Genomic DNA, 26,502 nt, shown 5'->3' on the forward strand with positions numbered 1-26,502 from the left:
TTAACTCTCCTATTTAACCGTCACAGTTAATTTTGCAACGGGGTTTAACCATCTGTGTACAGTGTTATTCAAATCACTGTTTCCACCTTCTAGGTCATCATCGCCAAGGGCCCCCGGGTGAATGTGCACCATCGTATTTGTATCGCCAGTTGTAATACCTGTGCCGTTAGTACCAGCTTGGCCGCCCGGCGCAGCAGGGATACCTAATACACCAGGTGCACCCGAGCCTTCTACTACAAGTTCGTTATTTGCTTCTGTACCTGCATCATAACCATTGAGGTAAACAGTGTAGGTGCCTGCTTCTGTTGGAACTTTCCAGCTATCAAGGCCTACAAAGCCATCATTGGTTGGCAGTAACATAGCCGCTACAGATAGGTATTCGTTGCCATCGGTAGTTGTGAGCTCTGCTGTTGCAGATGCCGCGGGTGCTAAAAGGCCTGCCGCTGGGTTTTCTGCAATATCGCTACTCGATGCTGACGCTTGAGTAACAAGTGCTGATATATCGCCGCCTTCAGCCATTGCCTGTAGTGCAGCAGAGGCTTCGGTTGCGACTTCAAATAATTTATCTTCGCTATCGTGTGCTGTTATTAGTACCGGTGTAAAGTAAAGGCCTTTAGTAAGGTTAGTAATTTCTACTTCTAGCTCTGCTGCCAATGTTGATTGGCTAGCTACTGCTAAAAGGGTTGCAACTGTAAATGCTGAAGCTTTCATTATTATTTCCTGTAAGTGATGATTCAGGCTAAGTATTGAATAACCACCTCAAGAAACTCTCACAAAGTTATCACTTTTTTATCACTGCGGGTTAGGGCGTGTTATTTAACAATATAGCCGCCTCTATATAGACACCTGCTCAATAAAAAGGCAGTATGTATTAACTAATAAGGAGAGCGTAATGGAAGAAAATCAACAGCTTGAGCCGTTATCAAAAGACGAAAAAACATGGGCTATGCTTTGCCATTTAAGCGCTGTAGCCGGTTTTGTTATTCCGTTTGGCTCTATACTTGGGCCATTAGTGGTATGGCTTATTAAAAAAGATGAAATGCCAATTGTCGATTTACACGGTAAAAAATCGCTTAATTTTCAAATTACTATGGCTATAGCTTACTTTGTATGTTTTTTACTAGTATTTGCCGTAATCGGCCTCGTTTTGCTGCCTTTAGTGGCTATTTTTTCTTTTATCATGGTGGTTTTAGCCAGTATTAAAGCCAACGAAGGGAAAGAGTTTAATTACCCACTGAGTCTAAATTTGATAAAATAAATGACGACCCTTTAATAAACCCAGCTGTATGCTGGGTTTTTACTTTAAGTACTTAATGCTTTATATCACCTTATTTTTTAGTGCGTTTGTGTCCGCTACTTTATTACCAAGTTCTTCAGAAGTGGTACTTGTTACCATGATAAGCCAAGCAAAAGCTAATCTGTGGCTGCTGTGGTTAGCCGCTACTTCAGGTAATGTATTAGGAAGTTGTGTTAATTATTGGTTGGGAACTCATGTACTGCGTTTTAAGCACAAAAAGTGGTTTCCGGTATCGGCCAAGGGGCTTGAAAAAGCGCAATCTCAATTTAAAAAATATGGGGTATATAGCTTACTGTTTGCTTGGCTGCCGATTGTTGGCGACCCACTAACGGTAATTGGCGGCATATTTAAAGTGCGTTTTAGCCTGTTTTTATTATTAGTGAGCATTGGCAAAGGCGCGCGGTATTTAGCCGTTATTGCCCTTGCCAGTGGTGCACAAGCAGTTTTGTAAAGTTACTTTGACCAATCAAGCGTGAGCGAAACTGAGTCGGCAAAGCGCAGTGCATGCGGTTTATCTACTCTGGCTTTTGCGTAATGCACGCTTGGATGTGTATGGCATACTGCAAGTATTTCGGCAACCAGCTTTTCAAGCAACAAAAAGTGCCCTTGCTCTACTAGGTTTATCACCTCTTTGGTGATCACTTTATAGTTAAGCGCTTGGTCCACTTCATCTGTTTTACAGGCGTCATCAGCAGGGTAGTGAATTTCTAAATTAATCACTACATCTTGCTTTTTTTCCCGTTCCTCTGGGTTAAAACCAATAAATGTACGTAAGCGTAAGTTGGTTACGTTAATAATTGCGTTGGCCATAATTAACCCTTAATAAGCTGTAAAAACTCGTTACGCGTTTTAGAGTCACTTCTAAAGTTACCTAGCATTACAGAGGTACGCATGCTTGAGTTTTGCTTTTCTACACCGCGCATCATCATACACATGTGTTTAGCTTCAACAATAACACCTACGCCTTTAGCACCGGTTACTTCTTCAACGGCTTTAGCAATTTGATGAGTAAGCTGCTCTTGAATTTGAAAGCGGCGAGCAAACATATCAACAATACGTGCAAATTTAGATAAGCCTAGTACTTTGCCATCGGGAATATAAGCAATATGGCAACGACCAATAAAAGGTAATAGGTGGTGCTCACACATAGAGTAAAGCTCTATATCTTGTACAAGTACCATATCGTCAGCGTCTGAGCTAAATACCGCATTATTGGTAATTTCATCAAGCGTTTGACGATACCCTTTGGTTAAATACTCCATGGCTTTTGCTGCACGTTTTGGTGTATCGAGAAGACCTTCTCGGCCTGCATCTTCACCCACAGCGGTAATAATGTTTTGGTAGCTTTGCTTTAAATCGTCATGCATAAATTTCTCAGTTTAATGTGTGTTCTACTTTAAATGGCGGCCGCCATCCACAGGCAAAGCGCGGCCTGTGATGTAGTGGCTGCGCAGTAATAAATCAATACTATTAATAATTTCTTGGCAACCTGGCTCTATACCCATAAGAGATTTTTTAAGGGTTTTAGCACGGTAAGCCTCGTCATCGTGCTGATTAAAAATAATCAACGATGGCGCAACCGAATTCACCTTTATGTTTGGTGCGTACTTAGCGCTAAACGACTTGGTTAAGTTATCAAGTGCAGCCTTACTTGCGGCATAGGCAATGTGCTTTGGGCTACCTGTTTCAACAACGTAATCGGTAAGATGAATAATGTCAGCCGGTGTGCAAGCATCAGCTTGGTATGCCATTAATAGCTGTGCACAGGCGTTATTAATTAAATACGGTGTTTTGGCATGAATGCGCATCATGTTATCAAACAAACTCGAAAAATCAGGGTTACTGGCTTCGCAGTCCCAGCTAGAGGCATTGTGCACAATGGCACGTAAAGAGTGAGTTTGCTGTTTGAGTGTTTCAATAAAGCTAGCTATACCGGCATCGCTGCTAAAGTCGGCGTGTATGCATATGGCGCCTTGTTGTTCTAAGTCGTCGACTGCATCGTGGCGCGTACGATAGGTAATAATAATAGCTTGGCCTTGCGATAAAAAGTGCTTAGCAAGCGCAAGGCCAATACGTTGACCAGCGCCTGTTATTAAAATAGGAGATGTCATGTAATGCAGTTTTCTCTTTGGCAGGCGTTAAAATTAACTATAAATCAATTTTTTGTTTTACGTAACAATACGGCGAATAGATCAGCTAGTGCATATGCAGCACTAGCTGTTTAGCCGTTATAAATCATCGTAAATAGTCGGAATGGGTTGGCGCTTATGCTGAGTGCGAACATAAATATCAGTTAGCTTTTGCTCAACCTCTGCAGCCACCGGCTTGCCTTCTAAAAAGTCGTCAATTTGATCATAGCTCAGTCCTAATGCTTCTTCATCGGTGAGGCCTGGGCGGTCACTTTCTAAATCAGCTGTTGGGGCTTTTGTTACTAATAGCTCAGGCGCACCTAAGGCAGTTGCAAGTGCTCGAACTTGACGTTTTGATAAGCCAAATAACGGGGCTAAATCGCATGCGCCATCACCAAATTTGGTGTAAAAACCAGTAATGTTTTCAGCGCTGTGATCGGTACCCACAACGAGGCCTTGGCAAAAACCAGCTATTTCGTATTGCGCTACCATGCGTTGGCGTGCTTTAACATTACCTTTTACAAAGTCAATTTTAGCTTGCTCTGGTAGCTCTTCACCACTGCCTACTACCGCCGCCATAGCTTGCTCGTGTAATGCATCGGCAGCAGGTTTTACGTTGACGGTCATGCGTTTACTTGGCTTGATAAAATCAACGGCCATTTGCGCTTCGTCTTCATCTGCTTGTACACCGTATGGCAAACGAACCGCAATAAATTGGTACTTATTAGTGTTTTGCTCTGCGTTTAGTTCATCTACGGCTAATTGGCACAAGCGCCCGCAGGTCGATGAGTCAACACCGCCGCTAATTCCAAGCACTAGCGATACACTATGGGCTGCCACTAAACGTGCTTTTATAAAGTTAACTCGACGGGTAATTTCGGCGTTTACATCAATAGTTGGCTGAACTTTCATTTCAGCCATAATTTCGGCGCGCATGGCCAGCTCCTCGTTATTTAATAAGTTGTTTTTAAATAGGCTTACATTATCTGGTTTAGTGGTTATTAATTAAAGTCCTAAATGTGCTTTTATACGGCTAAGCTCGGCTTTTAGTTCCTCAATTTCTGCAAGTAACTCGTTAATTTCATCGTTTTTAACTTCTGCGACTTCTGTAGCTGGCACTGGGCTTGGCGCTACTGCTGGGTCAGCAAAAAGGTGCATGTAGCGACTTTCTCGTTTGCCGGGCTCGCGCTCAAGCTTCGTTACGTAGTCATCTTTTGCTAACGCGCTCAGGGCAGTTTCTACTTCGCTAACGTTTGTAAAGTCAGCTAGGCGAGCGCTGCGCGTTCTTAGCTCACCGGGTGTTTGTGCGCCGCGTAACAGCAGTAAACATATAATAGCCCGTTGCTGCGTGCTCCACTGTAAGCTACTAAATTCTGTATTACAAAAACGGTGATCGTATTTATTAACTCGTCCCGAAAGCCCTTCGTCTAGCGTTACAAGGCGCTGACTTATAAGCTCATCAAGTGTTTGTTGCACCTCACTTTCGCTCAAGTTTACAACCGGGTCTCGATTTGATTTTTGGTTACACGCATTCGTCAGTGCGTTCAACGACAGTGGATAATGCTCGGGTGTAGTGCTTTGTTTTTCTAAAAGGCAGCCAATAACGCGCTGCTGATTTGCTGATAAATGCATGGCTTTTCTTTATTAGTAAACAGTATTTTTAGCTTACACCTTTATTGTGTACCAAGCCATTGTTGTAATTTAGGCTCTAGTGCTGCTGAATCTAAAGGTTTGGTTAAATAATCGTTCATTCCTGCATCGAGGCACTTCTCTTTGTCGCCCTGCATTGCGTTTGCCGTTAACGCAATGATTGTAATATGTTTATTATGCTTGCCCGCTTTGCCTTCGCGTATAGCTTGCGTGGCTTGGTAGCCATCCATCACGGGCATTTGGCAGTCCATTAAAACTAACTGGTATTTTTTGTCTTGGCTGCTGTTTAGCTTATCTAGTGCATCTTGGCCGTTTTGTGCAATATCAAAGGTAAGCCCAACTTGTTTTAACAACGCTGAGGCCACCACCTGATTTACTTTGTTATCTTCTACTAAAAGCACTTGCGCGTGCGCTGATATTTCTTTGGGCTTTTCGGTTAACTCATTTTGCAGTTGTGCTTGGCGCTGTTGTTGCTCAATGTATTTATCGTTAGTGAGTGAATCAAATAAATCTGACGGAGTAAGCGGTTTAAATATCAGGCAGTCTATATTTATGCCAATGTTGTTATGCTCTTGCGAATAACTCATCGGTGCCATAACAACCAGTTTGCTTTGCTTGGTGGTTACTCTGTTTTTTAATGTATTTATTTGTGGGTGCGCAGCTTGCTCAAAAAAATGATAATCGACTAGCAATGCATCTGGCTGGGTATCGCAGTTATCAAAATAATTAATGATGCCGCTATAGTCATTTAAAATATTAACGTGTGCGCCCCATACGCGTAATTGTTTGGCGGCAATATTGGCGTTAAGTGTGCAGGCATCAATAATTAAAATATGTTTGTTATTAATTAAGTGGCTGGGTAAATCTTGCGCTTTAGTTAAACGGGGCTGTATTTTTATAGAAAACGAAAAAGTGCTGCCTTCATTTAGCATGCTGGTTACGCTTACTTCGCCTTCCATGAGCTCACAAAGCTGCTTAACAATAGCTAGGCCAAGGCCTGTGCCGCCAAACTGGCGGGTGGTTGAGGCATCGGCCTGAGTGAATGAGTCGAATAAAGTTTTTTGTTTTTCTGCGTCTATTCCTATGCCGGTATCAATAATAGAGCAATGTAAAAAACTGCCATCGGTGGTTTCATCTATCTGCGCGGTCACCAGAATTTGCCCATCAATAGTAAACTTAACGGCATTGCCTATCAGGTTATTTAAAATTTGACGCAACCTATTCGGATCGCTAATTATTTCGCTGATAGTAATTTGGGTGGCATCTAAAATGAGATTGGTATTATTTTGCTCCACTTTAAGCGCAAACGACTCAACAACTTCACCAAGTAATTTAGGTAAGTTAAATTGCACATTTTCTATATCAAGTTTACCTGCTTCAATTTTAGAAAAGTCTAAAATGTCGTTAATTATATTTAACAGCGACTGAGCTGAAGATTGTGCAAGCTCAATATGGTGCTCCTGCTGTTGGTTGAGCTGAGTGCGCTTGATAATATTTAGCATGCCCAGTACGCCGTTCATGGGGGTTCTTATTTCGTGGCTCATACTGGCTAAAAATTCACTTTTAGCCATTACAGCTTGCTCTGCAGCCTCTTTGGCGGTGACTAGCTGTTGCTCTGTTTCAATACGTTGCTGACTTGAATGCAAGCTGCCCACGAGGGCGGCTACAGCAATTAAAAAGCTTTCTTCGTTACGTGACCACGGGCGCATTGAAGCACATTGCTCAGCGCATACTATGCCAATGGAGCCACTTCCCGCCGGTATGATTGCGCACAGCATGGCATTAATATTGAGCGGCGCAAAGTAATGCGCTTTAAGGGGTTTTAGTAGAGGGTGATTTTGGGCATCACTGGTGCTAAATACAGCGTGTTTTTCTATGGCTTCAAAAAAATCAGGCGCCTCTTTTTTAAGCCATACCGCATTATTATTACCCATTCTGTTTTCAATATTATGAGATGCTATAGGACTCAATGAGGTTTTTGAGCTATTAAAAAACCAAATACTGGCTTGCTCAATGTTTAGAGCATGGCAAATAGATTCAGTAATAACTTGTTTAGATTGGCTTAATTGGCCACTTAAAATAAGGTCGTTGGCAGTAAGCGACGCTAAAATTTCGTTATGTAGAGCAATTTTGCTGTTTTCAAGCTCAATACGCTTACGGGTATCAATATTCTGCAATGAGCCAAATATTCTTACACAGCGCTCGTTTTTGCGCTCAGCTTCACCATGAATAAGCACCCACATTTCGCGCCCTTCAGAGTCAATTACTTCAAGTTCGGCTTCATAACTTTTGCCTTCTTTAATTGCAGATTCAACCAGCTGAGTGATACGTTCTCTGCTTTCGCCTGCTTTAAAGTAATTTAAGTTTGTAGGCCAGGTAGGCTCTTTATTTAGCGGGTATTTAAAGATTTTTTTGGTCATATCTGACCAATACACTTGTTTGGTTTCTAGATTAAATGACCACGCCCCAATTTGGGCAAGGTCGCTCATTGCCTCCAGCATTTTTTCGTTTTGTTGCTGGCGGTTTAGCATTTTTAAAAAGAATAAGAACGCCCATATTAGTAATCCGCAAATAATTATAATGGCGATTCTAAGCGGCCATATAGTTGAAGGTGCGGGGCTCCAACCTTCTTTAGGGGCTACGTATAATTGCCAGCTTCCCCCTTGAAAATTGAGCGTAAAATCAAGCGGCTCTTGTGAGGTTATATTGTTATTGCCATAAAAAAACTCGCCTTTTTTTCCTAAACCATGACGCCCTTGAATAGCAATGTTGTAGTTTTTTTCAAGCTCTTTTATGCCTGAGTTTTTGTATACTTTTTCAATGTCGAGCACTACCGATAATAACCCCCAAAAGCGGTTTTCGGGCGGAATATAAACAGGCACTCTGGCAATAAGGGCAATGTCGCCTTGCACTAGTTTAAGTGGCCCTGCCATAACAATAGTTTTGGTATCACGGGCTCTAATGGCATCTAGGCGTTGGTTTTTGTTTTCTAAAAAGTTTAAGCCAATGGCTTTTTCGTTACCTTTTAGTGGGTAAGACATACGAATTATCATGTCGGGTGCACCACCAATATGGCGCAGCTCACTGGAGGTTTTAAATAAAGGCGCGGCAATTTGTTCAAACCGTGCTTGTTGTAACTCAGGTTCAGCTGATACAGCAACCGCTAATCCACGAACAAGCTGAATGTTTGATACCAAGGTGGCCTCTAGTTGTGCACGGTATGTACTTACTTGAGATAAAATTTGTAGGCGGTGGGCGTCTTTTGCGCGATTGTAGTTAATTCTATCTAATACAATGCTCACTAGTATTATTAGCGTAAGCGATAACCAAAAGGTCAGCTTATAGTTGCTGGTAGTGTTTTTTTTGTTGTTATTTTTTGGCGGCATTGGCTAAGTCATGCTGTTATTTTAGGCAATTTAACTATAGCTAATTTATTGTATAAATAAAAACGGCGCTGATAAATTAGCGCCGTTTTATTTTTATAATTAGTAGTTTAACTATTAAGCATCGGTTACTTCACGTGCCCAATGGTTTTGCTTAGCGACATGTAACTTACGGTAACCATCAAGCAGTGCTGCATGCTTTTTAAAGCCTTCAAGCGATAAACCTGGGAAGGTTAAACCATTAAATAATTTACGGCCTTCTGCTATTTCAATAGCCAGCGTTACGTTATCGCTGCCAAACATTAAACCCAGTGCATCTTGGTAGTCGGCGTAGTCGCGCTCGTCATCGTATTTAATTTCAAGAATGGCTTTTAAACAGCGGAAGTGACGCATTGCATCTTCGTTTACTTGGCCTGTGTGTAGTATCCAGTCTACCCAATCAATGGCTTCTTCGTTGCCTGCGGCTAAACATAAGTGCGCTTTAAGCTCACCAATACGCAGTGTATGCCATGGTGTATCGGCATCGGTGGCAAGGCCAATAAATTCAGCAGCACGAATAATATCGCTGTGGCCTGCTTCTTCTAGGCTGTCGTAAATGTCCATCCACTGCTGCGCATCGTACTGATCAAGCGATAGGAATGCTTCACGGAATTTAGCGCCTTCGTTGTTGTTACGCCAAATTAGTTCATCTACTGGGTAAATGTCTGACATACCTGGTACTAAAATACGACATGCATACACGTTTAAGTGTGTGTAATCCATAATGTAAATGTCGTGGCCCATGCTGTGAATTAAGTCAGTACAGAAGTTGTATTCTTGCTCTGTTGTACCGCTAAAGTCCCAATGAACAAAGTCAAAGTCAGCGTCGGCACGGAAAAAGTCATGCGAGATTAAACCGCTTGAGTCGATAAAGTGCAGCTCAATGTTTTCAGGCGTTGCAACTTCATCGTTATCAAAAGTAGCTGGTTGGAACACATCAAGTTGATCAAGGCGACGACCTTGTAGTAGCTCGGTAACCGTACGCTCAAGGGCAACTTCAAATGATGGGTGAGCACCAAATGAGGCAAACACAGAGCCATCAACAGGGTTAATAAGCGTTACGCTCATTACAGGGTATTTACCGCCTAGTGATGCATCGGCAATACGTAAATGAAAACCATGGCTGCGTAGCTCTTCACACGCCTCGTGAATTTTAGGGTATTGCTTTACAACCTCTTCAGGGACGATAGGTAAACAAATACCTTCTGCGATAATACGGTTTTTAATGGCGCGCTCAAATACTTCTGAAAGCCCTTGTACGCGTGCTTCAAATTTAGTGTTACCTGCGCTCATGCCGTTAGAAACAAAAATATTACCAATTACGTTTACCGGAATGTATACGTCTTGGTTATCGCGTTGGCGCGTGTATGGCAATGTACAAATGCCGCGCTCGTTATTACCTGAGTTAAAGTCAAAAAGGTGTGAGGCATTAAGCTCACGCTCTGGGTCAAAGTAATCCCAAAGGCTTTCGTCCATTATGCCCTCTGGCACTTCATTGCCTTCAACTTTAAACCATTTCTCATTTGGATAATGAGTAAAGTCGCTGTTTGCAAATTCTTCACCTAGGTAAAAGTCGGCAAAAAAGTAATTACAGCTTAATCGTTCAAAGTATTCACCTAACGCAGAGGCGATAGATGCTTTATCGGTTGCGCCTTTACCATTGGTAAACATAACACCGCAGTCGCTGTCTTTTATATGAACTGAATAACAGTTAGCTACAGGGTTAAGCCAAAGTGCTTCTTCAACATTGATGTTTAGCGCTTTTAGCTTGTTTTGCATGGTAGAGATAGACGATTCTAGGTCGCGGTCTTTACCTTTGATAAATGTTTTTTCAGTCATATGAGTCTCAACTAGATCTGCACAAAATGTGGAATGGCTATTATCGTGGATTTTGATGTTTATTTCACCCTTTGCGAGTAAGAACATTATTATTTAATAAAACTATGGTTATTATATGTGCAACAAATGGTGCAAAGGACAAATTAATGTTTAAAGTAATCAAATGGCTAGTATTACTCGTTGTGGTTTTAGGGTTAGCTGGTACAGCGCTTGTGTATGGCGTATTAAGTTTAAGTATGCCCACACTTGATGGTAAAGGCCAAAGTACAGCAATTAATAAGCCGGTTACTATTTCGCGTGATGCACTAGGGCAGGCGGTTATAAAGGCCGAAAACCGCAATAGCGCGGCATACGGGCTAGGCTATGCGCATGGGCAAGACCGTTTTTTTCAAATGGATTTATTAAGACGTAACGCCGCAGGTGAGCTTAGTGAGTTATTTGGTAAAGCGGCCCTTGGGCTTGATAAAAAAATGCGCTTTCATCAATTGCGAAAACGCAGCCGCGCTATATTAAACACCTTACCCGAAAGTGATAAACAACTATTAAACAGCTACGCCCAAGGTGTAAACGAAGGGCTGGCACAAGTTGGCTTTGCAAGCTTTGAGTATTTACTTACAGGCGGAGCGCAAAAACCATGGCAAAGTGAAGATAGCCTATTAGTTATATTTAGCATGTACCTTGATTTGCAAAGTGCCACCTTTGAGCGAGATGAAGCTCTCATACATATTGAGCAAGCATACGGGCAGCACATGGTTGATTTTTTAACACAACCTAGCCAATACCAAGCGGCGCTTGATGGCAGTAAACTTGCCCCGTTTACAGGCACCATTCCTCAACTTCCAGAGCAAGCACAGCACACGGTTAAAAATATTCAGGCAAACCAAGAGCGCGGTAGCAATAACTGGGCAGTAACCGGTGCGCATACCCAAACGGGAGCAGCCATGCTCTCTGACGATATGCATTTATCTATGGCGGTGCCGGTTATTTGGTACAGGGCGCAGCTTAATTACACACAAAATGGCGAGCAAGCTCAGGTAACTGGCGTATCGCTACCCGGCGCCCCCGCTATTGTGGTGGGTACAAATAATAAAATTGCCTGGGGCTTTACTAATGGCTACATAGACACGGCTGATTGGATAGCGCTAAATGATGACAGTAAAACATGGCAAGTAAATGAGCCAATAGCGCTGCCAAATGATGAGGTAGAAAGCTACCCATTAACGTTAAGCGAATATGGCCCAGTAAAATACATTAATAAAAAACCCTACGCACTTAGCTGGGCTGCACATAAGCCTTATGCCGTTGATATGGAATTAGTAAAACTTGAACAAGCAAATACGGTTGATGATGCATTAGCAATAGCAAGCGATGTGGGTATTCCGGTACAAAATTTAATGGTGGTAGATAGCCAAGGCAGTGCCGCATGGCAACATATTGGCGCTATACCGGCGCGTAAAACACCGAGTGAGCTAAGTGTTAATGCAAACGAATACTCACCCGACTGGCAGCAAAATGAGCATCAGCGCCCTTATGTTAAGAACCCTCAAAATGGGCGATTATGGACAGGTAATTCCCGCGTTGTGTCGGCCACTGATAATGCGCGCTTTGGCAATGGCGGGTACGCGCTAGGCGCACGTTCAAGCCAAATTCGTGATAGATTATTTGAAAAACAAAGCTTTGCTGAGAGCGACTTTTACGCGCTACAGCTTGATAACCAAGCCCGCTTTTTAACGCCATGGCACACATTGCTACTTAATCAGCTTAAAAAAGACAAAGCCAAAAACGCACAGTACATAAGTGCACTTGAAAACTGGCAGCAATGCGCATGTGCAAGCTCGGTAGGTTATACCTTAGTTAAACATTACCGCAGCACATTAATTAATACTGTATTTGCAAGCATGGAGAACAAACTTAATGAGCAAGACGCCACGCTCAAATATGTAAAACGCGATCTAGAACCAGCTATATGGCAGCTTATTAAGGATAGACCGGGCTCATGGGTAAACCCTGAGTATAAAAATTGGGACGAGCAGTTATTAGGTGCATTTAGCCAAACAGTGACAGCACTTGGGGCTGAGTATGGGGATAACTTGCAAAATTGGCAGTGGGGTAAAGTAAATGCGCTTAATATTGAGCACCCGTTTGCTAAACAAATGCCCATACTGGCTAAGCTTTTAAATATGCCTGTAGCGCCAGCTTTTGGCGATAGCTACATGCCCGCCGTACAAGGCAAAAGCTTTGGTGCATCGCAGCGCTTTATTGCCCAACCAGGGCATTTAGAAAACGCCATTATGGCAGTGCCCGGTGGGCAGTCGGGGCATCCGCTATCCGCGTTCTACCGTGCAGGCTTTAGTGACTACATTGAAGGTAAGCACACGCCTTTACTACCACAAACGCTAATACATCAAATAGTGATAGAGCCAGCACGATGAACTAAATTACAGTTAATCACGTTCTATATAATCATTAATAAATCAACAGAGAACTAAAATGAAAAAAATACTACCCGCATTAATAACAGGCTTATTACTTAGCAGTGCAACACATGCAGATGAAAATCCGGTAACGGCAGAAAAACTAAGCGACAGTGTATATGTACTGTTTGGCCAAGGCGGTAACATTGCCGCAAGTGTAGGGGAAGATGGCATTTACATTATTGATGACCAATTTGCTAAGCTTTCAAACGACATTAAAAAAACCATTAGCGATTTAAAACCCGGTAGTGCAGAGTTTGTAATTAATACGCATCATCATGGCGACCACACTGGCGGCAACGAAAACTTTGCCAAAGCCGGTGCGCATGTCATTGCGCACGACAACGTACATAAGCGATTAGAAGAAAAACACGGTGCAAACTCAGATTACCTGCCACGCATTAGCTTTGGGCACGATTTAAAGCTGCATTTTAATAACGAACACGCCCATGTAGTGCACTACGCCCATGCACATACCGACGGTGATTCGGTGATATTTTTTAATAACGATAACATAGTGCACATGGGCGATATTTACTTTAACTTTGGCAGTTTACCGTTTGTTGATGTAGATAGCGGCGGCAGTGTTGATGGAATACTAGAGGCCGTAAATGACGTTATTAAGCAAATAGATGAGCGCACCATAGTGATACCCGGGCATGGGCCGGTAAGTAACCGTTCAGGACTGGAAACGTATGCTAAACTTGTTAAAAAAGCCAAAGATTTAATGCTAAAAGCAATGCAAAATGACGCAAGCTTAGAGCAAGTACTAAAAGCCGATCCATTGGCAGAGCTTGGCCTTGAATACGCAGGCTGGTTGCCAAAAGAGAAAGTGACTACACTTTTTTATCGCAGCTTAAAGTAGTACGCGTAACGTAAAAAACATGATACAAAGCTGAGTGTACTTTAGCGTACATTCGGCTTTTATTTTATTATGCCCAAAGGAGTTGTGTATGTCGGCAGAAAAAACCCACCTAGAAATTTGTAACCTAACAAAAGAGCAGTATCCGCAAATTAAAACCTTGATGGATCAGGCTTATCCTGATTTAGGTGGCGCGTGGCCAAGCCATACTATTTTTAGATTGATAGATCAGTTCCCTGAAGGGCAAATAGGCATTGTAGATGATGGCGTGTTGGTGGGTTTAGCACTAAGCGTGCAAGTAGACTACGCGCGTTTTTCAAATCCTCACACTTACGAAGACATAGCCGATGGGCACGACCGTGTATTTAGTGACTCCGACGGCGATGCGCTATACGGTTTAGATGTAGCAATTAGCGAAACCCACCGAGGCATGCGCTTAGGGCGCAGATTATACGATGCCCGTAAAGAGTTGTGCCGCCAATATAACTTGCGCGCTATTTTAGCCGGTGGCCGTATTCCGCGTTATTACAATCACAGCAGTGAAATGACGCCAATGGAATACATTGAAAAGGTTGACCAAAAAGAGCTTTACGACCCAATTTTAAGTTTTCAGCTCTCTAACGACTTTCAGGTAAAACGGTTACTTAAAAAGTACCTGCCGGAGGATCAAGAGTCTGTAGGTTACGCCACCTTGCTTGAGTGGAATAACATAATGTACGAGCCAACCGACACCGTACTCGAATCAACTAAATCGATAGTGCGTATAGGTGCGGTGCAATGGCAAATGCGCTGTGTAGAGTCGGTTGACGAAATGCTCAAGCAGGTAGAATACTTTGTAGATACGGTATCTGACTACAAAAGCGACTTTATATTATTTCCGGAATTTTTTAACGCGCCACTTATGGGTTTAGGCGATCAGAATAATCAAACCGAAGCAATCCGCTATTTAGCCGAATATACCGAAACATTTAAAAACGCGATGTCGCGTATGGCAATAGAATATAACGCCAATATTATTACCGGCTCTATGCCGCTTGCCGAAGACGATAAAATTTATAACGTAAGTTACTTATGCCACCGTAGCGGTAAAATAGACGAGCAGCGCAAAATACACATAACCCCGCATGAGCAAAATGATTGGGTGATTCAAGGCGGCGACAAAATTGCCGTGTTTGATACCGATGCTGGGCGTGTAGGTATTCAAATTTGTTACGATGTAGAGTTCCCAGAGCTTTCGCGCATATTAGCCAAGCAGGGGCTTGATATACTCTTTGTGCCGTTTTGGACCGATACTAAAAATAGTTATTTACGGGTTCGTCACTGTGCGCAAGCGCGCGCAATCGAAAACGAATGTTATGTGGTTATTGCAGGCTCAGTGGGTAACTTACCTGAGGTAGAAAGCCTAGACGTACAGTACTCACAATCGGCAGTATTGACCCCGTCTGACTTTTCTTTTCCGCACGATGCAACATTAAATGAAGCCACACCTAATACTGAAATGTTACTATTTAGCGACCTTGATATGGATAAGCTAAAAATTCTTCATAGCGAAGGTACGGTGCGCAATTTAAAAGATCGCCGCGAAGATTTATACGACGTAATTTTGAAAAAGAGAGATGTTTAATGGCATGGGTTTATTTAGTCATTGCCGGCTTGCTTGAAATAGGCTGGCCAATTGGTTTAAAAATTTCACAAAATCCCGACACACGCTGGCAGGGTATAGTAATGGCCATTGCATTTTTAACAGCCAGTGGTTTTATGTTGTGGCTTGCACAAAAGCAAATATCAATGGGGACTTCTTACGCCGTATGGACCGGAATAGGTGCTGCGGGTACGTTTTTAGTGGGTATATTACTTTACGGTGATGCAGCCACGTTTGGCCGTATTGCTGGTGTACTCATGATCATTTGCGGTGTGATAACGCTAAAAATTAGCTCTTAAGAAGAGCGCTTAATACTCGCTTTAAACGTTATAAGCAGCCTATAGTAGCGCAGGTTTAAAAGCCTGCGCTTTTTTTATGTTCTCAATTTGGCAGCATTACTAAAACAGCGGCAATGGCTATAAGTATTAAGCCCGCGGTATCTTGCTTTTTAAGTGGCTGTTTGAGCCAAAGTACAGCAATTAGCATGGTAAAAAATACCTCTACCTGACCAAGCGTTTTCACATACGCTACGTGCTGTAAACTCATCGCGCTAAACCAGCCAATAGAGCCTACACAGCTAAAAGTACTAATTGCGGCAGTGGTGCCTTTATATTGCCAAAGTTTGCCAACAGTGTGTGGCTCTTTTAGTAATAAATAGCCAAGTAATATAAGCGTTTGTAGGCTTATTACAAACAGTAAAACCCATGCAGCTGAGTGTGGAAACAATAACCCTGAGTTTAAGCTCGCTTCACGCACCCACAGCGATGTAAGGGCAAAGCTGGTACCACAGGCAAGGCCAAGTAATGCTGTTTTAGCATCAAAGTGTTTTACGCTGGTTATGCCGCTAAGTAAAAGCACCGCAATAGCGCCTAAAAATACACCCAGCCAACCAAAAAGGCTAAGCGCAGAACCAAAAAACAATACCCCTAAAATAGCCGCTACTAATGCCTCACTTTTAGCAAGCCCTGCACCTATGGCGTAATTATTCATTTTAAACAGCTTTACCATTAAGCCGGTGGCGAGTATTTGCATAACACTTGCGCCAATAACAAACCCCCAAAAGGCATTATTAAAGGTAGGCATGGCTGTGTCTTTATATTGATACAAGCCATACAAATACACTGCAGCAATAGGGCCGGCTAAAATAAAGCGCGAAAGGGTTACGCCAGCCACACTTGCATGTGCGCTTAATTTACTTTGTAGGGCATTTCGCCATGCTTGCATAAAGGCGGCTAAAAAAGTGAAAAAGATCCAGGTCATAGGGGTCGTCGGTAAAAAATAAGGTCTATAAGTTAACAATCTTTAGTTATTAATGCGATGCATTAAGGGTGATAGTGAATATTCATCACCTGCGACATTATGCCGCACTGCTTTATAGGTAAACTTAGCTATAGTAAGTATGATGTTATTGTTTAGCCGCCTGCGTATGTCATAAAACGTGTTGGCGGCTTTTTTGTGTATGTGTGTTATATGTATTGATTAAATAACTAGGTTTTAAAATAAGAGAATAAATTATGACAACATTAGTAGTATGCGCATTACTTGCTGTATTAATGCCTTATTTTGCAAAAATACCAGTGGCCATTGCGATGGCAAAGCTTGGCCAATACGACAATAAACACCCGCGCTCTCAACAAGCAAAATTAACAGGCTTTGGTGCGCGTGCGCTCGCTGCTCATCAAAATTGTTTTGAATCACTAGCAGTGTTTGTCGTTGCTATTGTGGTGGTATTGGGAACTAACTCGGTAAATGCAGTAACCGAAACCTTGGCGGTTACTCATATAGTTTCGCGCACTTTGTATTGCATTTTTTATTGGTTGAACTTAGATATTATACGTTCGCTTGTATGGTTTATTGGCTTAGGCACTGCCATTGCCATGATTGTAGTGAGTATTTAATTTTATTGTTAAAACCACAAAGCAAGCGGCCTAAAAGGGCGCTTGCTTTGTGCTCTTGCATCACTCATTAGCCTTAATGCGATACTTTAATTCGCTCTATTAAATCGGTATTAGCAACCTCACTGTTTATGGCAAAATCGAGCTGTACAAGTACATCATTAAAGCCTGACTCAGAGATTTTATACTCCCACTTTGCCAGCGCTTCTTTAGCTGATTTATCAAAAACGTCTGACGGCTTAGATTGAATGACACTAATGTTTTTTGTTCTGCCATTGGCGGCTATATCATACTTTAATACAACCGAGCCGCTAATGCCTTGCTTAGCTGCTTGGGCTGGGTAGACAGGTTCAATGCGTATTGTTGGTGAAATATGATCCTCTTTCGTTATTTCAGTTTGGGGCTGTTTTGCAATGGCTAAACCGCTAAGCATGCTTGTTGCTATTAGTAGTAAGCCACCTTTGGCAAGGCGAGAGTGATTGCCACTGTGCTTTATATTGGTAAGTCGTTGTAACATGGTTTTTTTATCTCCGTAGTGTGAATAAGCCATTAGGCCTGCGGGCGTTGCTGCCGCGCAGTTAACTAAGGCTTTACTGTATAAAATGTGTTGGTGTGTGGTTTTATTGGCAAGTACCCGCTGATCACAAGTTAGCTCCTGCAAGCGTCTAAAGCTTGCGTAAGCCATCCAAGCGAGCGGGTTAAACCACATTAAAATAGTAGTCAGTAACAGCAGGGCATTTATTAGGTTATCTTTGCGTTTTATGTGCACAGCCTCATGCTCTAAAATAAGTGCCAAAGTGGCTTTATCAAACTGGGTTTTGTAATTACTAGGCAGTATGAGCTTACTTTGTAAAATACCCACCACCATTGGCGATGCAATATGATTACTGGTATAGGTTTTAATGTGTGAGGTTAGAGTGTGTTCGCTATTAATTAAATAATTGAGCTGCAGGTTTTTTATAAAGCGAATATGCACAACAAACGCTATGCTAAACAGCACTAGGCTAACCACTACATAAAGCACGGCCCAATTTAGGCCTAAGTTATTAATAAGGGGTTGGTTAGGCGTTATTAAATAATGGCTAATGGCGCTATTTTGCAGTGGCTTAATGTTACTTGGTAAGTTTGCAACCAGTAACGATACGGGGATTAGCCATACTAATTTATACACAAAGCCTGGGCCAAGCAGCCTTAAACTAAAACGCTCACATATAATAAACCCGCCAAGCATTATGCTGAGTAATAATTGCTGCTCTAGTAACCAGTTAAACAGGGTTTGAATATCCATAGCCACTCCTTACTTTTGGTTTTTTTCCCAGTCATCAATGACCTTTTTTAGCTCGTTTATATCTTGCTGCGAAAGCTGCTCTGATTTAGCAAACCCGCTTACCAGCGGCGCTATACGGCCACTAAAAAAACGCTCAATAAAGTTTTTGCTTTCTTTTAATGTGTAGTCGGCGCGCTCCATACAAGGAGTATAAATATATTGGCGGCCGTCTTTTTCAAAGGTCAGTGCGCCTTTTTTAACTAATCGACCCAGTAGGGTTTTAATGGTTTTTTCGTGCCATTGTTTGTCATCGCTTAAGCGCTCAATTATTTGGCTGGCGGTTGCTGGGTAATTAATCCAAAGTGCATCAAGCACGTCAAATTCTGCTTTTGATAACTCAATCATTTTATTGCCTACAAATGTAATCTTTAATTTAAGACTACACCTGTAATCTATTTTTGCAAGGTTATTTTTTAACTTTTTATGATGTAATTAAGCGACTTGGTATTAGGTTTTTGAAATATCTGTTTTATTAATTTGTATATAGTGGTTTTCAGGTAGGTTTAGGTTTGAGAGGGCGAGTTCGCTAAATTGCACTCTAAATAAATCAATTACTTTAAAGCCGCAGTAATGCGCCATTTTACGTATTTGTCTGTTAAGCCCTTGCTTTAAAATAATACTAAACTGGTTGTCAGCTATTTTTGTTACTTCACACGGTAAGGTTACTTGTTTATCGACGGGGATTCCTGCGGCCATTTTTTCGCAAAACGCATTATTAATAGGTTTATCTACCGTGACTAAATAACGTTTAGGCTGGTGGAAGTCAGGGTGAATAAGTTGATTACAAAAATCTCCGTCGTTGGTCAAAATAAGCAAGCCACGAGAGTCTTTATCTAATCGGCCAATGGGGTAAACCCGAGTGAGGGTAGGTAAATGGTGAATAAGGCTGGCAGGGTCATTTTCATTTAATTTGCAGTCAATGCCTATAGGCTTGTGGTACGCAAAATAAACTAAATCGGCAGCCCCTTTAACTGCTTGGCCATTAACTATTACGTCGTCTTGCTCATTAACGTGATCAATATGATTAGCAGGGCGATTATTTACCGTTACTACCCCTTCATCAATTAAACGCGATGCTTGTTTTCGTGAGCACACACCAGCGTGAGCAATGTATTTAGCGAGTCGAATTTTATTGCTCATAAGCTTAAAAAGGCAGTGATGTAATAATTTGATCGCGATTATAGCAAAGGTGCGTATCTATAAAGTTACTTTTTATTAAAAGGCGATTGTTATGGGTATGAAATTTTCTGAGTTGAAAAAGCACGAACCATTACAAAAAGTGGTCGCGCACTCCCTTGAAATGGCGCTCTATCAGGTGTCTGTCATTATAAATAACGTAGAGTATTACGTTACTGAAGAAAATGGCGAGTTTGTTAAAGCGCTCAGCCCGCTGCATATTCAAAAACGTTTTGAAAAAATAGCCTACGCCGAAATGGTACTGCGCCATACTAGCGCTTACGATGAAATGTGCGGCCAACCCGAAAAAACAAGCAGCAATTTGCTAGAAGTACCTTATGGAAAAAATAACCTTTTTTAATTAAGTTTGTTTGCTAGTATCTGCTTCTTTAAGGGCGGTACATGTATCAATTAAAAGCAGATAATACCGACGCGTTAAACTCAGCGCTTCGCACTAAAATAGTTGAATTTAACGCACAGCACTTTGATGCGCAAAGAGTGCTATTAGGCTATAAATTTGTTGATGAGCAAGGTGAGCTTGTTGCAGGTATTAGTGGGTGTGTGTTTGGAAATTGGCTGATGATTAGTTGGCTTTGGTGTAGCGGTGTAGCGCGAGGTCAAGGGCTTGCAGATAAGTTACTAACGGCACTTGAACAATCAGCTGCTGAACTAGGTGCAACGACCGCACAGCTCGATACACTCGATTTTCAGGCCAAGCCTTTTTATGAAAAGCGCGGATACGTGGTTAAGTATCAGCTTAACAACTATCCGCGCTCTGGTACGCGTTACTTTATGGAAAAAACGCTCTAATTTAGCAGCTTAGTGTTATTTCTCTTTTAGTGGCTCACCATCAAAGCTCAGGCCTAAAAATGGAGTCGCTTCTGGCGCTAACATAAATGTGCGAATGTTCATGTGATCATCGCCTTTAGGGTTTTGTAGTACGTCTTCGCGGTAAAACTTACCAAAGCAATCCAATGTATTTTGCTTGCTTAAATCGTTTAATTTAGCAAACGCAAAAATTTTACATGAGCCATTGTTCTCGCTTGCAGAGCTAAGTAAGCCGTGGTTATTAAATCCACACGCGGTAAAATCGTAATTAGCTTCTATTACCGCCATGGTATCGCTAAATTGTATGCTTTTAGGGTTGTCTGCAAGTTGCTGTAAAAAATCGTTTAATAACATGTTTGTCCTTTTCTAACAGAAGATTCAAAGAGAAAAATTAATAGTCGTTGCTTGTAAGCTCTGCGCTTAAAAGCTTTCCGTCATAAATATAAAAATAGCCATCCCAGTGTTGAGAAGTAAATTCTGCTGAGTCAAAGAACTCGTCGTAATCGCCTAACTTAGCAAGGCTTGCAACAGGGTCGTTGTATTTTACGCCTGATAAGTTCCACTGTGTACTTTGGTTAATATAGCCAGCTAATGCAGCGAGCTTAATTTTAGCGGTTGAAAAGGGCTTCACAAGCTTTAATTTAGAAATGTAGCCGTTGCCTTCATATATAAACTCATAACAAGGAGTAATGATTATATTTTCATGATTTTCATTAACCACTTTAAGCGTTTTACTATTTTTGTGTTTTTTTAAGTATTCATCGGCCAATATTGTGCCGTTATAGCATTGAGTGTTGCTCTTTATATGTTCAACTAATTCACCGTGCGATATACCAACAACTCTTTGCTCTGATTTGTTAATGGATACTTTATAAGATGCGGTTTCCACTTCATCAAAACTGTTTTTTAATTTATTAATTGCTGGTTGGGTTAAATCTGTATCTAAGAAAATAGCCTGATCTGTACCGGTGCTTATTTGTAATTTTTCATTTGCCAAAGAAAGCTCATTATTTATCACCATAGGTAGTAGCGTTTCATGGAACTGATAACCTATAAATACATTGTTTTTAAAGTGAAAAGCATGATTTCTTCCATATACAAGTATTGCGTTATTGTTATCGCTTAGCGATAAACTAGCAAGTCCGAGAGACGCTAATACCTGCTCATAGCTACTGCCAAATTGGAGTCCAAAAAAGTTAGTGGGGGTGATGAGGGGGTTGTTAAATTGAGTAAACTTAGGGGAACTGTTTATGTCTAAAGTGACATCAATTGCATTCCCCTCAATGGTATTTGAGAGGCTGTGCTTGTGCATTCCAGAAATAAATAGCTCGCTAGTCATAGCGACTTGTTGATTGCAGTTTTTTGAGGGGGTGAGCTTAATAAGGTAGTGTAATTTTTTTTGGGCTCTGCTTATTGTAGGAGTTTCAGCAGCGTGGCTGCTATTTGTAGTAAAGCGTTCCTCTACATATAGTTGCTCATGCTGTTGATTGTACTGTTCGCTATACTTATTCAGCGCTTTTTGTCTAAGGTTTTGTCTTTTTCTTTGATGGTTATCTAAATCTCTCAGTGTAGCGCTAAGGCTTATTTCTATTTCGGGTGAAATAGCCTCACAACTTTTGTCTTTTACAAAATAATGTGTTGCCTGAGCAGTACATTGCCAAAAACAAAGTAGTGTAAATAGTAGAGTACGCATAAACTTCCTTTTATTATTTTTTGTTTATTTAGCACTCAACTCTAACTCATCTGTTTGTTGATTTATATTAAATTTATATCTAGATAAAAAGTTCATTCCTAACAAACCTTGGCCGCGGGTGTTTTCAATACTGAGCACTTCAAAACCGTAAATAGTTTGCATCCCTACTTTAAACGACTCAATTTGGTAGCGTTTTACTCTAATTTGCCCATTCGCCGTGTTTACGGTTACATCGCCTAAATACAGTGGTCGGGGTGAAAGTTGGTTAAGCACGTCACTCGAAAGAGAAGTAATACTTGCGCCGGTATCTATCATTAGCTCTGTTTTAATTGAGCTATTTAGCTCGGTGCTAATTAAGTAATGTGCGCCGTAGGGGGTAAGCGCAATAAAGTCATCTTGCGATTGAGCTTTCTTTATCATTGCGTGTAAGGCAGTTACTTCTGCTTGTAGTGGGTGATTTGATGGCATGCGCTCAATAGTTGTTAAGGCGCTAATAAAGTCCTCTAGTTGATAATAAGCATGAGCGAGTGCGTATAAAAAATGGCTATTGTCGTTTTGATAGTCGAGCCAAATTTGAGTTTGTTCAATAATTGTTTGCCAATTTTGCTGCTCACTCAAACTATGCAGTTCGTTAGTCGTTAAATGCACAAGGCGCCTATCTACAGGGCCTTGCTGGTGCTTATTTAATAATGGGTAGAGCTCAAATAGCGCAATAATTGCGTTTTGCCGTTGCCCGCTTTTTACTAGGTAATCTACGTGTAAAGTGAGTAACTCGGTATTGTAAGGGTCTTTATTTAAAAGTGTATTTAACAATGACTGGCTAAGCGGTAGGTTTGTGTTTAGCCATTGCTTTAGTTGTGCTACCCACGAAGCGTATAAAGTATGTGCTTTTTTTGGAGCGCTTAGATTTAGTTGCTGATACGTATTTAGAGCATCATCAAATTTGTGTTGTGTAAATTGCTGTTGAGCTTGGCTGAGCAGGTTACTTTTTGGCGCTTTGATGCTCTTGCCGCTGTGGATTTTTTGTGTGCCAACTACAGGCTGTTTTTGTGGCCACAATAAGTAAGCGTTTAGGCTAAGCGAGCCTATTAATAGCAAGGTAATTAGCTTGGTATAATGGCTCATTGCAACCTCTTCGTTCTATCTAGGCTATTTGATAAAGTGCGCTAAGGCATGAATATTCGCAATTTCAACATCGGCAAGGCCTTTGTAGTGATAAGCAGCGCCTTGGTCGTTTAACCAAACCGATTGGCAGCCTGCATTATTAGCGCCTTGTACGTCGGTATCTAGGCTATCGCCAATATGTAAAATTTCACTTTTAGCCACGTTTAAGTGTGCGGCGGCTTTATCAAACAGTGTACCGTGGGGCTTGGCTTTACCGTGCATACCAGCTTGCAATACCAGCTCAAATTTATCGCGTAAGTTAAAGCGCTCAATTTCAACATTGCCATTGGTTATTGCAACCAGCGTAAAGTGCTGGGCTAAGTTATCTAGCAGCTTTAGTACGTCGTCGGTTACCACTATTTTACTGCGCGCATCGGCAAAGGCGTTATAGGCAGCATCGGCATGATGCTCTACCTCTTGCTCATTTAAATCTAGCTTTGAAAGGGCTAAGCGTAGCGTATGTTGGCGCCATTTAGTTACATTATCAGCAAGCTCAGGTAACTGTATTACGGCCTCATTGCGGCATTGTTGCCAGTATTTTGGGCCTTTTTGTAAGTAGCTGGGTAGCGCGTATAAGTAATCTTGCTGGGCTTTAACCGCGGCTTTTATTATAGGGTGGTTATTGTACAGGGTGTCGTCTAAATCAAAGCTCATAACTGAAAAAGGGCGAGGAGCACGATTAAATCGGATCATAATTACATTCCTAATCGGTTTGTTTTTTAGCACGCGGATGAGTGTTGTCGTACACTTTTGCTAAATGCTGAAAATCTAAATGCGTATATACTTGCGTAGCCGATAAACTACTGTGCCCTAATAATTCTTGCACAGCGCGTAAATCGCCAGATGATTCTAAAATATGAGAGGCAAACGAGTGGCGAAGTTTATGCGGGTGCACTTGTGAGCTAATGCCTTGTTTTATTCCCCACTCTTGCATGCGTAAGCGAACTTGGCGAACCGAAATACGATTTTTTTTACTGCTTAAAAACACCGCCATTTCGTCAGGCTTTGCAAATTGCCCCCGTATGTTGAGCCAATTTTTTAACGCTGTGAGCGCTTTACGACCTACGGGAATGAGGCGCTCTTTGTTACCTTTACCTTTGACTAATATTTCGCCGCTTGCGGCGTTTATATCGAGTAAGTTGGTGCCAACTAACTCGCTAATACGCAGCCCAGATGAATACATAAGCTCCATCATAGCCTTGTCTCGTATGGCTAATGGGTCGTCATCGTTAATCTCTAGCAGGCTCGCCATCTGATCTACATCGAGATTTTTAGGTAAAGGCTTAGAAAATTTAGGCCCTTTAATGCCTTGTGCTGGGTTATGATAATGCGCGTGCTGAGCAATGTTTTTGGCTTTTAAAAATTTATACAAACTACGAATGCAGCTTAATTTTAAACTAATGGTGCGCCCACTTAATTGCTTTGAACGAAGCGCCATGCTGTAGCGGCGAATATGCTCGCCTTGTACGCCAAACCAGTCATCACATAATTTACTAAAATACAGGGCGGCAAAGTTTAGTTGGCTAACATATTGATTTACAGTGTGCTCTGAGTACTGTCTTTCGTATTTTAAATAGTCACTAAATAAATGAATGGGTGTACGCCAATGCTCACTTAATTGCTCAGTGTTAGGCGTCTCGTCGCTCATGCCAATTCCAACAGCCTAAGTTGCAATGCATGAACAAAATCAAGCACGAATAGGTTATCTTGTGCGGGTTCAAAATGGTTTTCATCATGGCTGCCAAAGGCCAATATAGCGACGGGTTTTTCAGCGCAACCAATAAGGTAAATAGCAGAAGATTGCGTGTTTTCGCAAAATAATAGCTCACGCTCTTGCTGATTAACGCGTCCTAAGTAGTGCCCAAATTGGCTAAGGCGGTGCTCAATAAGCCCATCTAAAGTGTTGTTGTATTTAACCAACCTACACTCGCTAATGTGTGGGCTGGTACAAATAATATTGCGCAAATTTGCGGCAAGCGTATTAAAGTCGTAGTTTGTCCACAGTTGGCGATGGCATTGGCTAAACAAGCGATACACTAGCTCATTTTGCGTAGCGTGTTCGCTCATACTGTGTATTTGATTTTTTAACTGAGTATTGTGCTCGCGCAATTGGCGCTGTTGTATGTGCACAAGCGAGGTGGCACCTTGCGTTTTGTGGTGTAACTCAAGTTGTGCAAGCAGCTCTGGCTGCTCTATTAAAAAATCAGGGTGACGCGCCAAATACTCAGCGACTTGCTCTTTTGTTAGCTCGCTCATAAGGCAACTTGCCCATCAAATACATGCTCGGCTGGGCCGGTCATGCGGACAGGGTGACCTTCGCCGCTCCAACGTACTTGTAAAGTGCCGCCGGGTAAATCAACTTGTACCGTGGTGTTAAGTTTGCTTTGAATGTGGCCAATTACCATTGCTGCGCAGGCACCCGTGCCACACGCTAGGGTTTCACTAACGCCGCGCTCCCACACTCTAAGTTTAATATGATCTTGCGATACCACCTGCATAAAGCCAATATTGGCACGATTTGGAAAACGTTCGTGGTTTTCAAGCAGTGGGCCAAGCACCTCAACTTGTGCGGTAGCTATATCGTCAACTTCTAACACGCAATGCGGATTACCCATAGACACAGCGCCACTAAATACAGTGTGCTCTTGAGCTCTTATTATATAAGTAAGTTCTCGCTTGCTGGCTTTAAGCGGGATTTTAGCCGGCTCAAAATTAGGATGGCCCATGTTTACCGTCACTTGGCCGTCTTTTTCTATGTATAGCGTGAGGTTGCCCGACTTAGTCGAGACACTAATTTTGTGCTTGTTAGTTAAGCCTTTCATGCGCACAAAGCGGGCAAAACAGCGTGCGCCATTTCCGCATTGTTCTACTTCATTGCCATCGGCATTAAATATACGGTAATGGAAGTCGAGATCAGGGGAGTAAGGGGCTTCAACCATAAGTAATTGGTCAAAGCCAATACCAAAGTGGCGATCAGCCAGTTTTTTGATTTGATCGCGAGACAAAAATACATTTTGTGTAATGTTATCAATTACAACAAAGTCGTTGCCTAAGCCGTGCATTTTGGAAAAATTAACTAACATAGCGCTCTAATTCGGGTTTGC

28 protein-coding genes are annotated in these 26,502 nt (G+C 41.9%); 9 read left to right on the forward strand and 19 right to left on the reverse strand.

The window, feature by feature from the left end; translation table 11 throughout:
- Positions 1-9: 9 nt before the first annotated feature.
- On the reverse strand, positions 10-711 hold the full coding sequence (locus tag AN390_RS16300) for a spondin domain-containing protein (protein ID WP_024032094.1): 702 nt from the start codon (positions 709-711) through the stop codon (positions 10-12).
- Between the two features lie 181 nt (positions 712-892).
- Here AN390_RS16300 and AN390_RS16305 point away from each other — a divergent pair, with 181 nt between their 5' ends.
- Positions 893-1,258 carry a DUF4870 domain-containing protein gene (locus AN390_RS16305; protein ID WP_024032093.1) on the forward strand — a complete coding sequence of 122 codons (366 nt, stop codon included), beginning with the start codon at positions 893-895 and terminating at the stop codon, positions 1,256-1,258.
- 55 nt (positions 1,259-1,313) lie between these two features.
- Positions 1,314-1,748 (forward strand): YqaA family protein, encoded by a 435-nt coding sequence (locus AN390_RS16310; protein ID WP_024032092.1) that lies wholly within the window; start codon positions 1,314-1,316, stop codon positions 1,746-1,748.
- A 2-nt stretch (positions 1,749-1,750) separates the two neighbouring features.
- Here AN390_RS16310 and folX read toward each other — a convergent pair whose 3' ends face one another.
- The 7 genes from folX to ycaO all read right to left on the reverse strand — a co-directional run bounded on the left by folX (position 1,751) and on the right by ycaO (position 10,337).
- Positions 1,751-2,107, reverse strand: coding sequence for a dihydroneopterin triphosphate 2'-epimerase (gene folX, locus AN390_RS16315; RefSeq protein WP_024032091.1), 357 nt, complete (start codon positions 2,105-2,107; stop codon positions 1,751-1,753).
- Between the two features lie 2 nt (positions 2,108-2,109).
- Positions 2,110-2,664 (reverse strand): GTP cyclohydrolase I FolE, encoded by a 555-nt coding sequence (gene folE, locus AN390_RS16320; protein WP_004589001.1) that lies wholly within the window; start codon positions 2,662-2,664, stop codon positions 2,110-2,112.
- Between the two features lie 24 nt (positions 2,665-2,688).
- Positions 2,689-3,408, reverse strand: coding sequence for a dihydromonapterin reductase (folM, locus tag AN390_RS16325; protein WP_055255383.1), 720 nt, complete (start codon positions 3,406-3,408; stop codon positions 2,689-2,691).
- A gap of 117 nt (positions 3,409-3,525) precedes the next feature.
- Positions 3,526-4,362, reverse strand: a complete 837-nt coding sequence (nadE, locus tag AN390_RS16330) for an ammonia-dependent NAD(+) synthetase (RefSeq protein ID WP_055255384.1) — start codon at positions 4,360-4,362, stop codon at positions 3,526-3,528.
- A 69-nt stretch (positions 4,363-4,431) separates the two neighbouring features.
- Positions 4,432-5,058 (reverse strand): YceH family protein, encoded by a 627-nt coding sequence (locus AN390_RS16335; RefSeq protein ID WP_055255385.1) that lies wholly within the window; start codon positions 5,056-5,058, stop codon positions 4,432-4,434.
- A 41-nt stretch (positions 5,059-5,099) separates the two neighbouring features.
- Complete coding sequence (locus AN390_RS16340) at positions 5,100-8,462, reverse strand: ATP-binding protein (protein ID WP_055255386.1); 3,363 nt, start codon at positions 8,460-8,462, stop codon at positions 5,100-5,102.
- Positions 8,463-8,576: 114 nt separating this feature from the next.
- Positions 8,577-10,337, reverse strand: a complete 1,761-nt coding sequence (gene ycaO, locus AN390_RS16345; RefSeq protein WP_024032086.1) for a 30S ribosomal protein S12 methylthiotransferase accessory factor YcaO — start codon at positions 10,335-10,337, stop codon at positions 8,577-8,579.
- Positions 10,338-10,483: 146 nt separating this feature from the next.
- Here ycaO and AN390_RS16350 point away from each other — a divergent pair, with 146 nt between their 5' ends.
- From AN390_RS16350 to AN390_RS16365, 4 genes are all read left to right on the forward strand, one after another.
- Positions 10,484-12,769, forward strand: coding sequence for a penicillin acylase family protein (locus AN390_RS16350; RefSeq protein ID WP_055255387.1), 2,286 nt, complete (start codon positions 10,484-10,486; stop codon positions 12,767-12,769).
- A 58-nt stretch (positions 12,770-12,827) separates the two neighbouring features.
- Complete coding sequence (locus tag AN390_RS16355; RefSeq protein ID WP_055255388.1) at positions 12,828-13,676, forward strand: MBL fold metallo-hydrolase; 849 nt, start codon at positions 12,828-12,830, stop codon at positions 13,674-13,676.
- An 88-nt stretch (positions 13,677-13,764) separates the two neighbouring features.
- The gene (locus AN390_RS16360) at positions 13,765-15,297 is read left to right on the forward strand and encodes a bifunctional GNAT family N-acetyltransferase/carbon-nitrogen hydrolase family protein (RefSeq protein WP_029773759.1); all 1,533 of its coding nucleotides are present in this window, start codon (positions 13,765-13,767) and stop codon (positions 15,295-15,297) included.
- A complete protein-coding gene (locus AN390_RS16365; RefSeq protein ID WP_004588993.1) occupies positions 15,297-15,614 on the forward strand; it encodes a multidrug efflux SMR transporter in 318 nt (105 codons plus the stop codon). Before AN390_RS16360 ends, AN390_RS16365 begins: the two co-directional genes overlap by 1 nt.
- Positions 15,615-15,696: 82 nt before the next feature.
- Here the strand turns inward: AN390_RS16365 and AN390_RS16370 are convergent, their stop codons facing one another.
- Entirely contained in the window at positions 15,697-16,575 is an 879-nt protein-coding gene (locus AN390_RS16370; RefSeq protein ID WP_173644041.1) for a DMT family transporter, read from the reverse strand.
- Positions 16,576-16,829: 254 nt separating this feature from the next.
- Between AN390_RS16370 and AN390_RS16375 the strand changes: the two genes are divergently transcribed.
- On the forward strand, positions 16,830-17,213 hold the full coding sequence (locus AN390_RS16375; protein WP_055255390.1) for an MAPEG family protein: 384 nt from the start codon (positions 16,830-16,832) through the stop codon (positions 17,211-17,213).
- A 73-nt stretch (positions 17,214-17,286) separates the two neighbouring features.
- On the opposite strand, the gene AN390_RS16380 is transcribed toward AN390_RS16375, so the two are convergent.
- The 3 genes from AN390_RS16380 to AN390_RS16390 all read right to left on the reverse strand — a co-directional run bounded on the left by AN390_RS16380 (position 17,287) and on the right by AN390_RS16390 (position 19,677).
- Positions 17,287-18,498 (reverse strand): TonB family protein, encoded by a 1,212-nt coding sequence (locus tag AN390_RS16380; protein ID WP_055255391.1) that lies wholly within the window; start codon positions 18,496-18,498, stop codon positions 17,287-17,289.
- Between the two features lie 9 nt (positions 18,499-18,507).
- The gene (locus tag AN390_RS16385; RefSeq protein WP_004588989.1) at positions 18,508-18,882 is read right to left on the reverse strand and encodes a BlaI/MecI/CopY family transcriptional regulator; all 375 of its coding nucleotides are present in this window, start codon (positions 18,880-18,882) and stop codon (positions 18,508-18,510) included.
- 102 nt (positions 18,883-18,984) lie between these two features.
- Positions 18,985-19,677 (reverse strand): pseudouridine synthase, encoded by a 693-nt coding sequence (locus tag AN390_RS16390; RefSeq protein WP_055255392.1) that lies wholly within the window; start codon positions 19,675-19,677, stop codon positions 18,985-18,987.
- A gap of 91 nt (positions 19,678-19,768) precedes the next feature.
- Between AN390_RS16390 and AN390_RS16395 the strand changes: the two genes are divergently transcribed.
- Complete coding sequence (locus tag AN390_RS16395) at positions 19,769-20,074, forward strand: DUF6482 family protein (protein ID WP_004588987.1); 306 nt, start codon at positions 19,769-19,771, stop codon at positions 20,072-20,074.
- Between the two features lie 41 nt (positions 20,075-20,115).
- Entirely contained in the window at positions 20,116-20,523 is a 408-nt protein-coding gene (locus tag AN390_RS16400; protein WP_055255393.1) for a GNAT family N-acetyltransferase, read from the forward strand.
- Between the two features lie 15 nt (positions 20,524-20,538).
- Here the strand turns inward: AN390_RS16400 and AN390_RS16405 are convergent, their stop codons facing one another.
- The 7 genes from AN390_RS16405 to dapF are packed head-to-tail and all read right to left on the reverse strand — an operon-like array spanning position 20,539 to position 26,481.
- Positions 20,539-20,895 (reverse strand): HopJ type III effector protein, encoded by a 357-nt coding sequence (locus AN390_RS16405; protein ID WP_029773753.1) that lies wholly within the window; start codon positions 20,893-20,895, stop codon positions 20,539-20,541.
- 37 nt (positions 20,896-20,932) lie between these two features.
- Positions 20,933-22,234: a hypothetical protein gene (locus tag AN390_RS16410; protein WP_055255394.1), complete on the reverse strand. Its 1,302-nt coding sequence runs from the start codon at positions 22,232-22,234 to the stop codon at positions 20,933-20,935.
- A 24-nt stretch (positions 22,235-22,258) separates the two neighbouring features.
- Positions 22,259-23,359, reverse strand: a complete 1,101-nt coding sequence (locus tag AN390_RS16415) for a retroviral-like aspartic protease family protein (RefSeq protein ID WP_055255395.1) — start codon at positions 23,357-23,359, stop codon at positions 22,259-22,261.
- A 24-nt stretch (positions 23,360-23,383) separates the two neighbouring features.
- Positions 23,384-24,091, reverse strand: coding sequence for an HAD-IA family hydrolase (locus AN390_RS16420; RefSeq protein ID WP_055255396.1), 708 nt, complete (start codon positions 24,089-24,091; stop codon positions 23,384-23,386).
- 10 nt (positions 24,092-24,101) lie between these two features.
- Positions 24,102-25,046, reverse strand: coding sequence for a tyrosine recombinase XerC (locus AN390_RS16425; protein ID WP_055255397.1), 945 nt, complete (start codon positions 25,044-25,046; stop codon positions 24,102-24,104).
- Entirely contained in the window at positions 25,043-25,654 is a 612-nt protein-coding gene (locus tag AN390_RS16430; RefSeq protein ID WP_024032071.1) for a DUF484 family protein, read from the reverse strand. The genes AN390_RS16425 and AN390_RS16430 overlap by 4 nt, the downstream gene beginning before the upstream one ends.
- Complete coding sequence (dapF, locus tag AN390_RS16435) at positions 25,651-26,481, reverse strand: diaminopimelate epimerase (protein ID WP_004588980.1); 831 nt, start codon at positions 26,479-26,481, stop codon at positions 25,651-25,653. The genes AN390_RS16430 and dapF overlap by 4 nt, the downstream gene beginning before the upstream one ends.
- Between the last annotated feature and the right edge of the window lie 21 nt (positions 26,482-26,502).

Source organism: Pseudoalteromonas sp. P1-11 (genome assembly GCF_001399995.1).
GTDB classification, from domain to species: Bacteria; Pseudomonadota; Gammaproteobacteria; order Enterobacterales; family Alteromonadaceae; genus Pseudoalteromonas; species Pseudoalteromonas atlantica.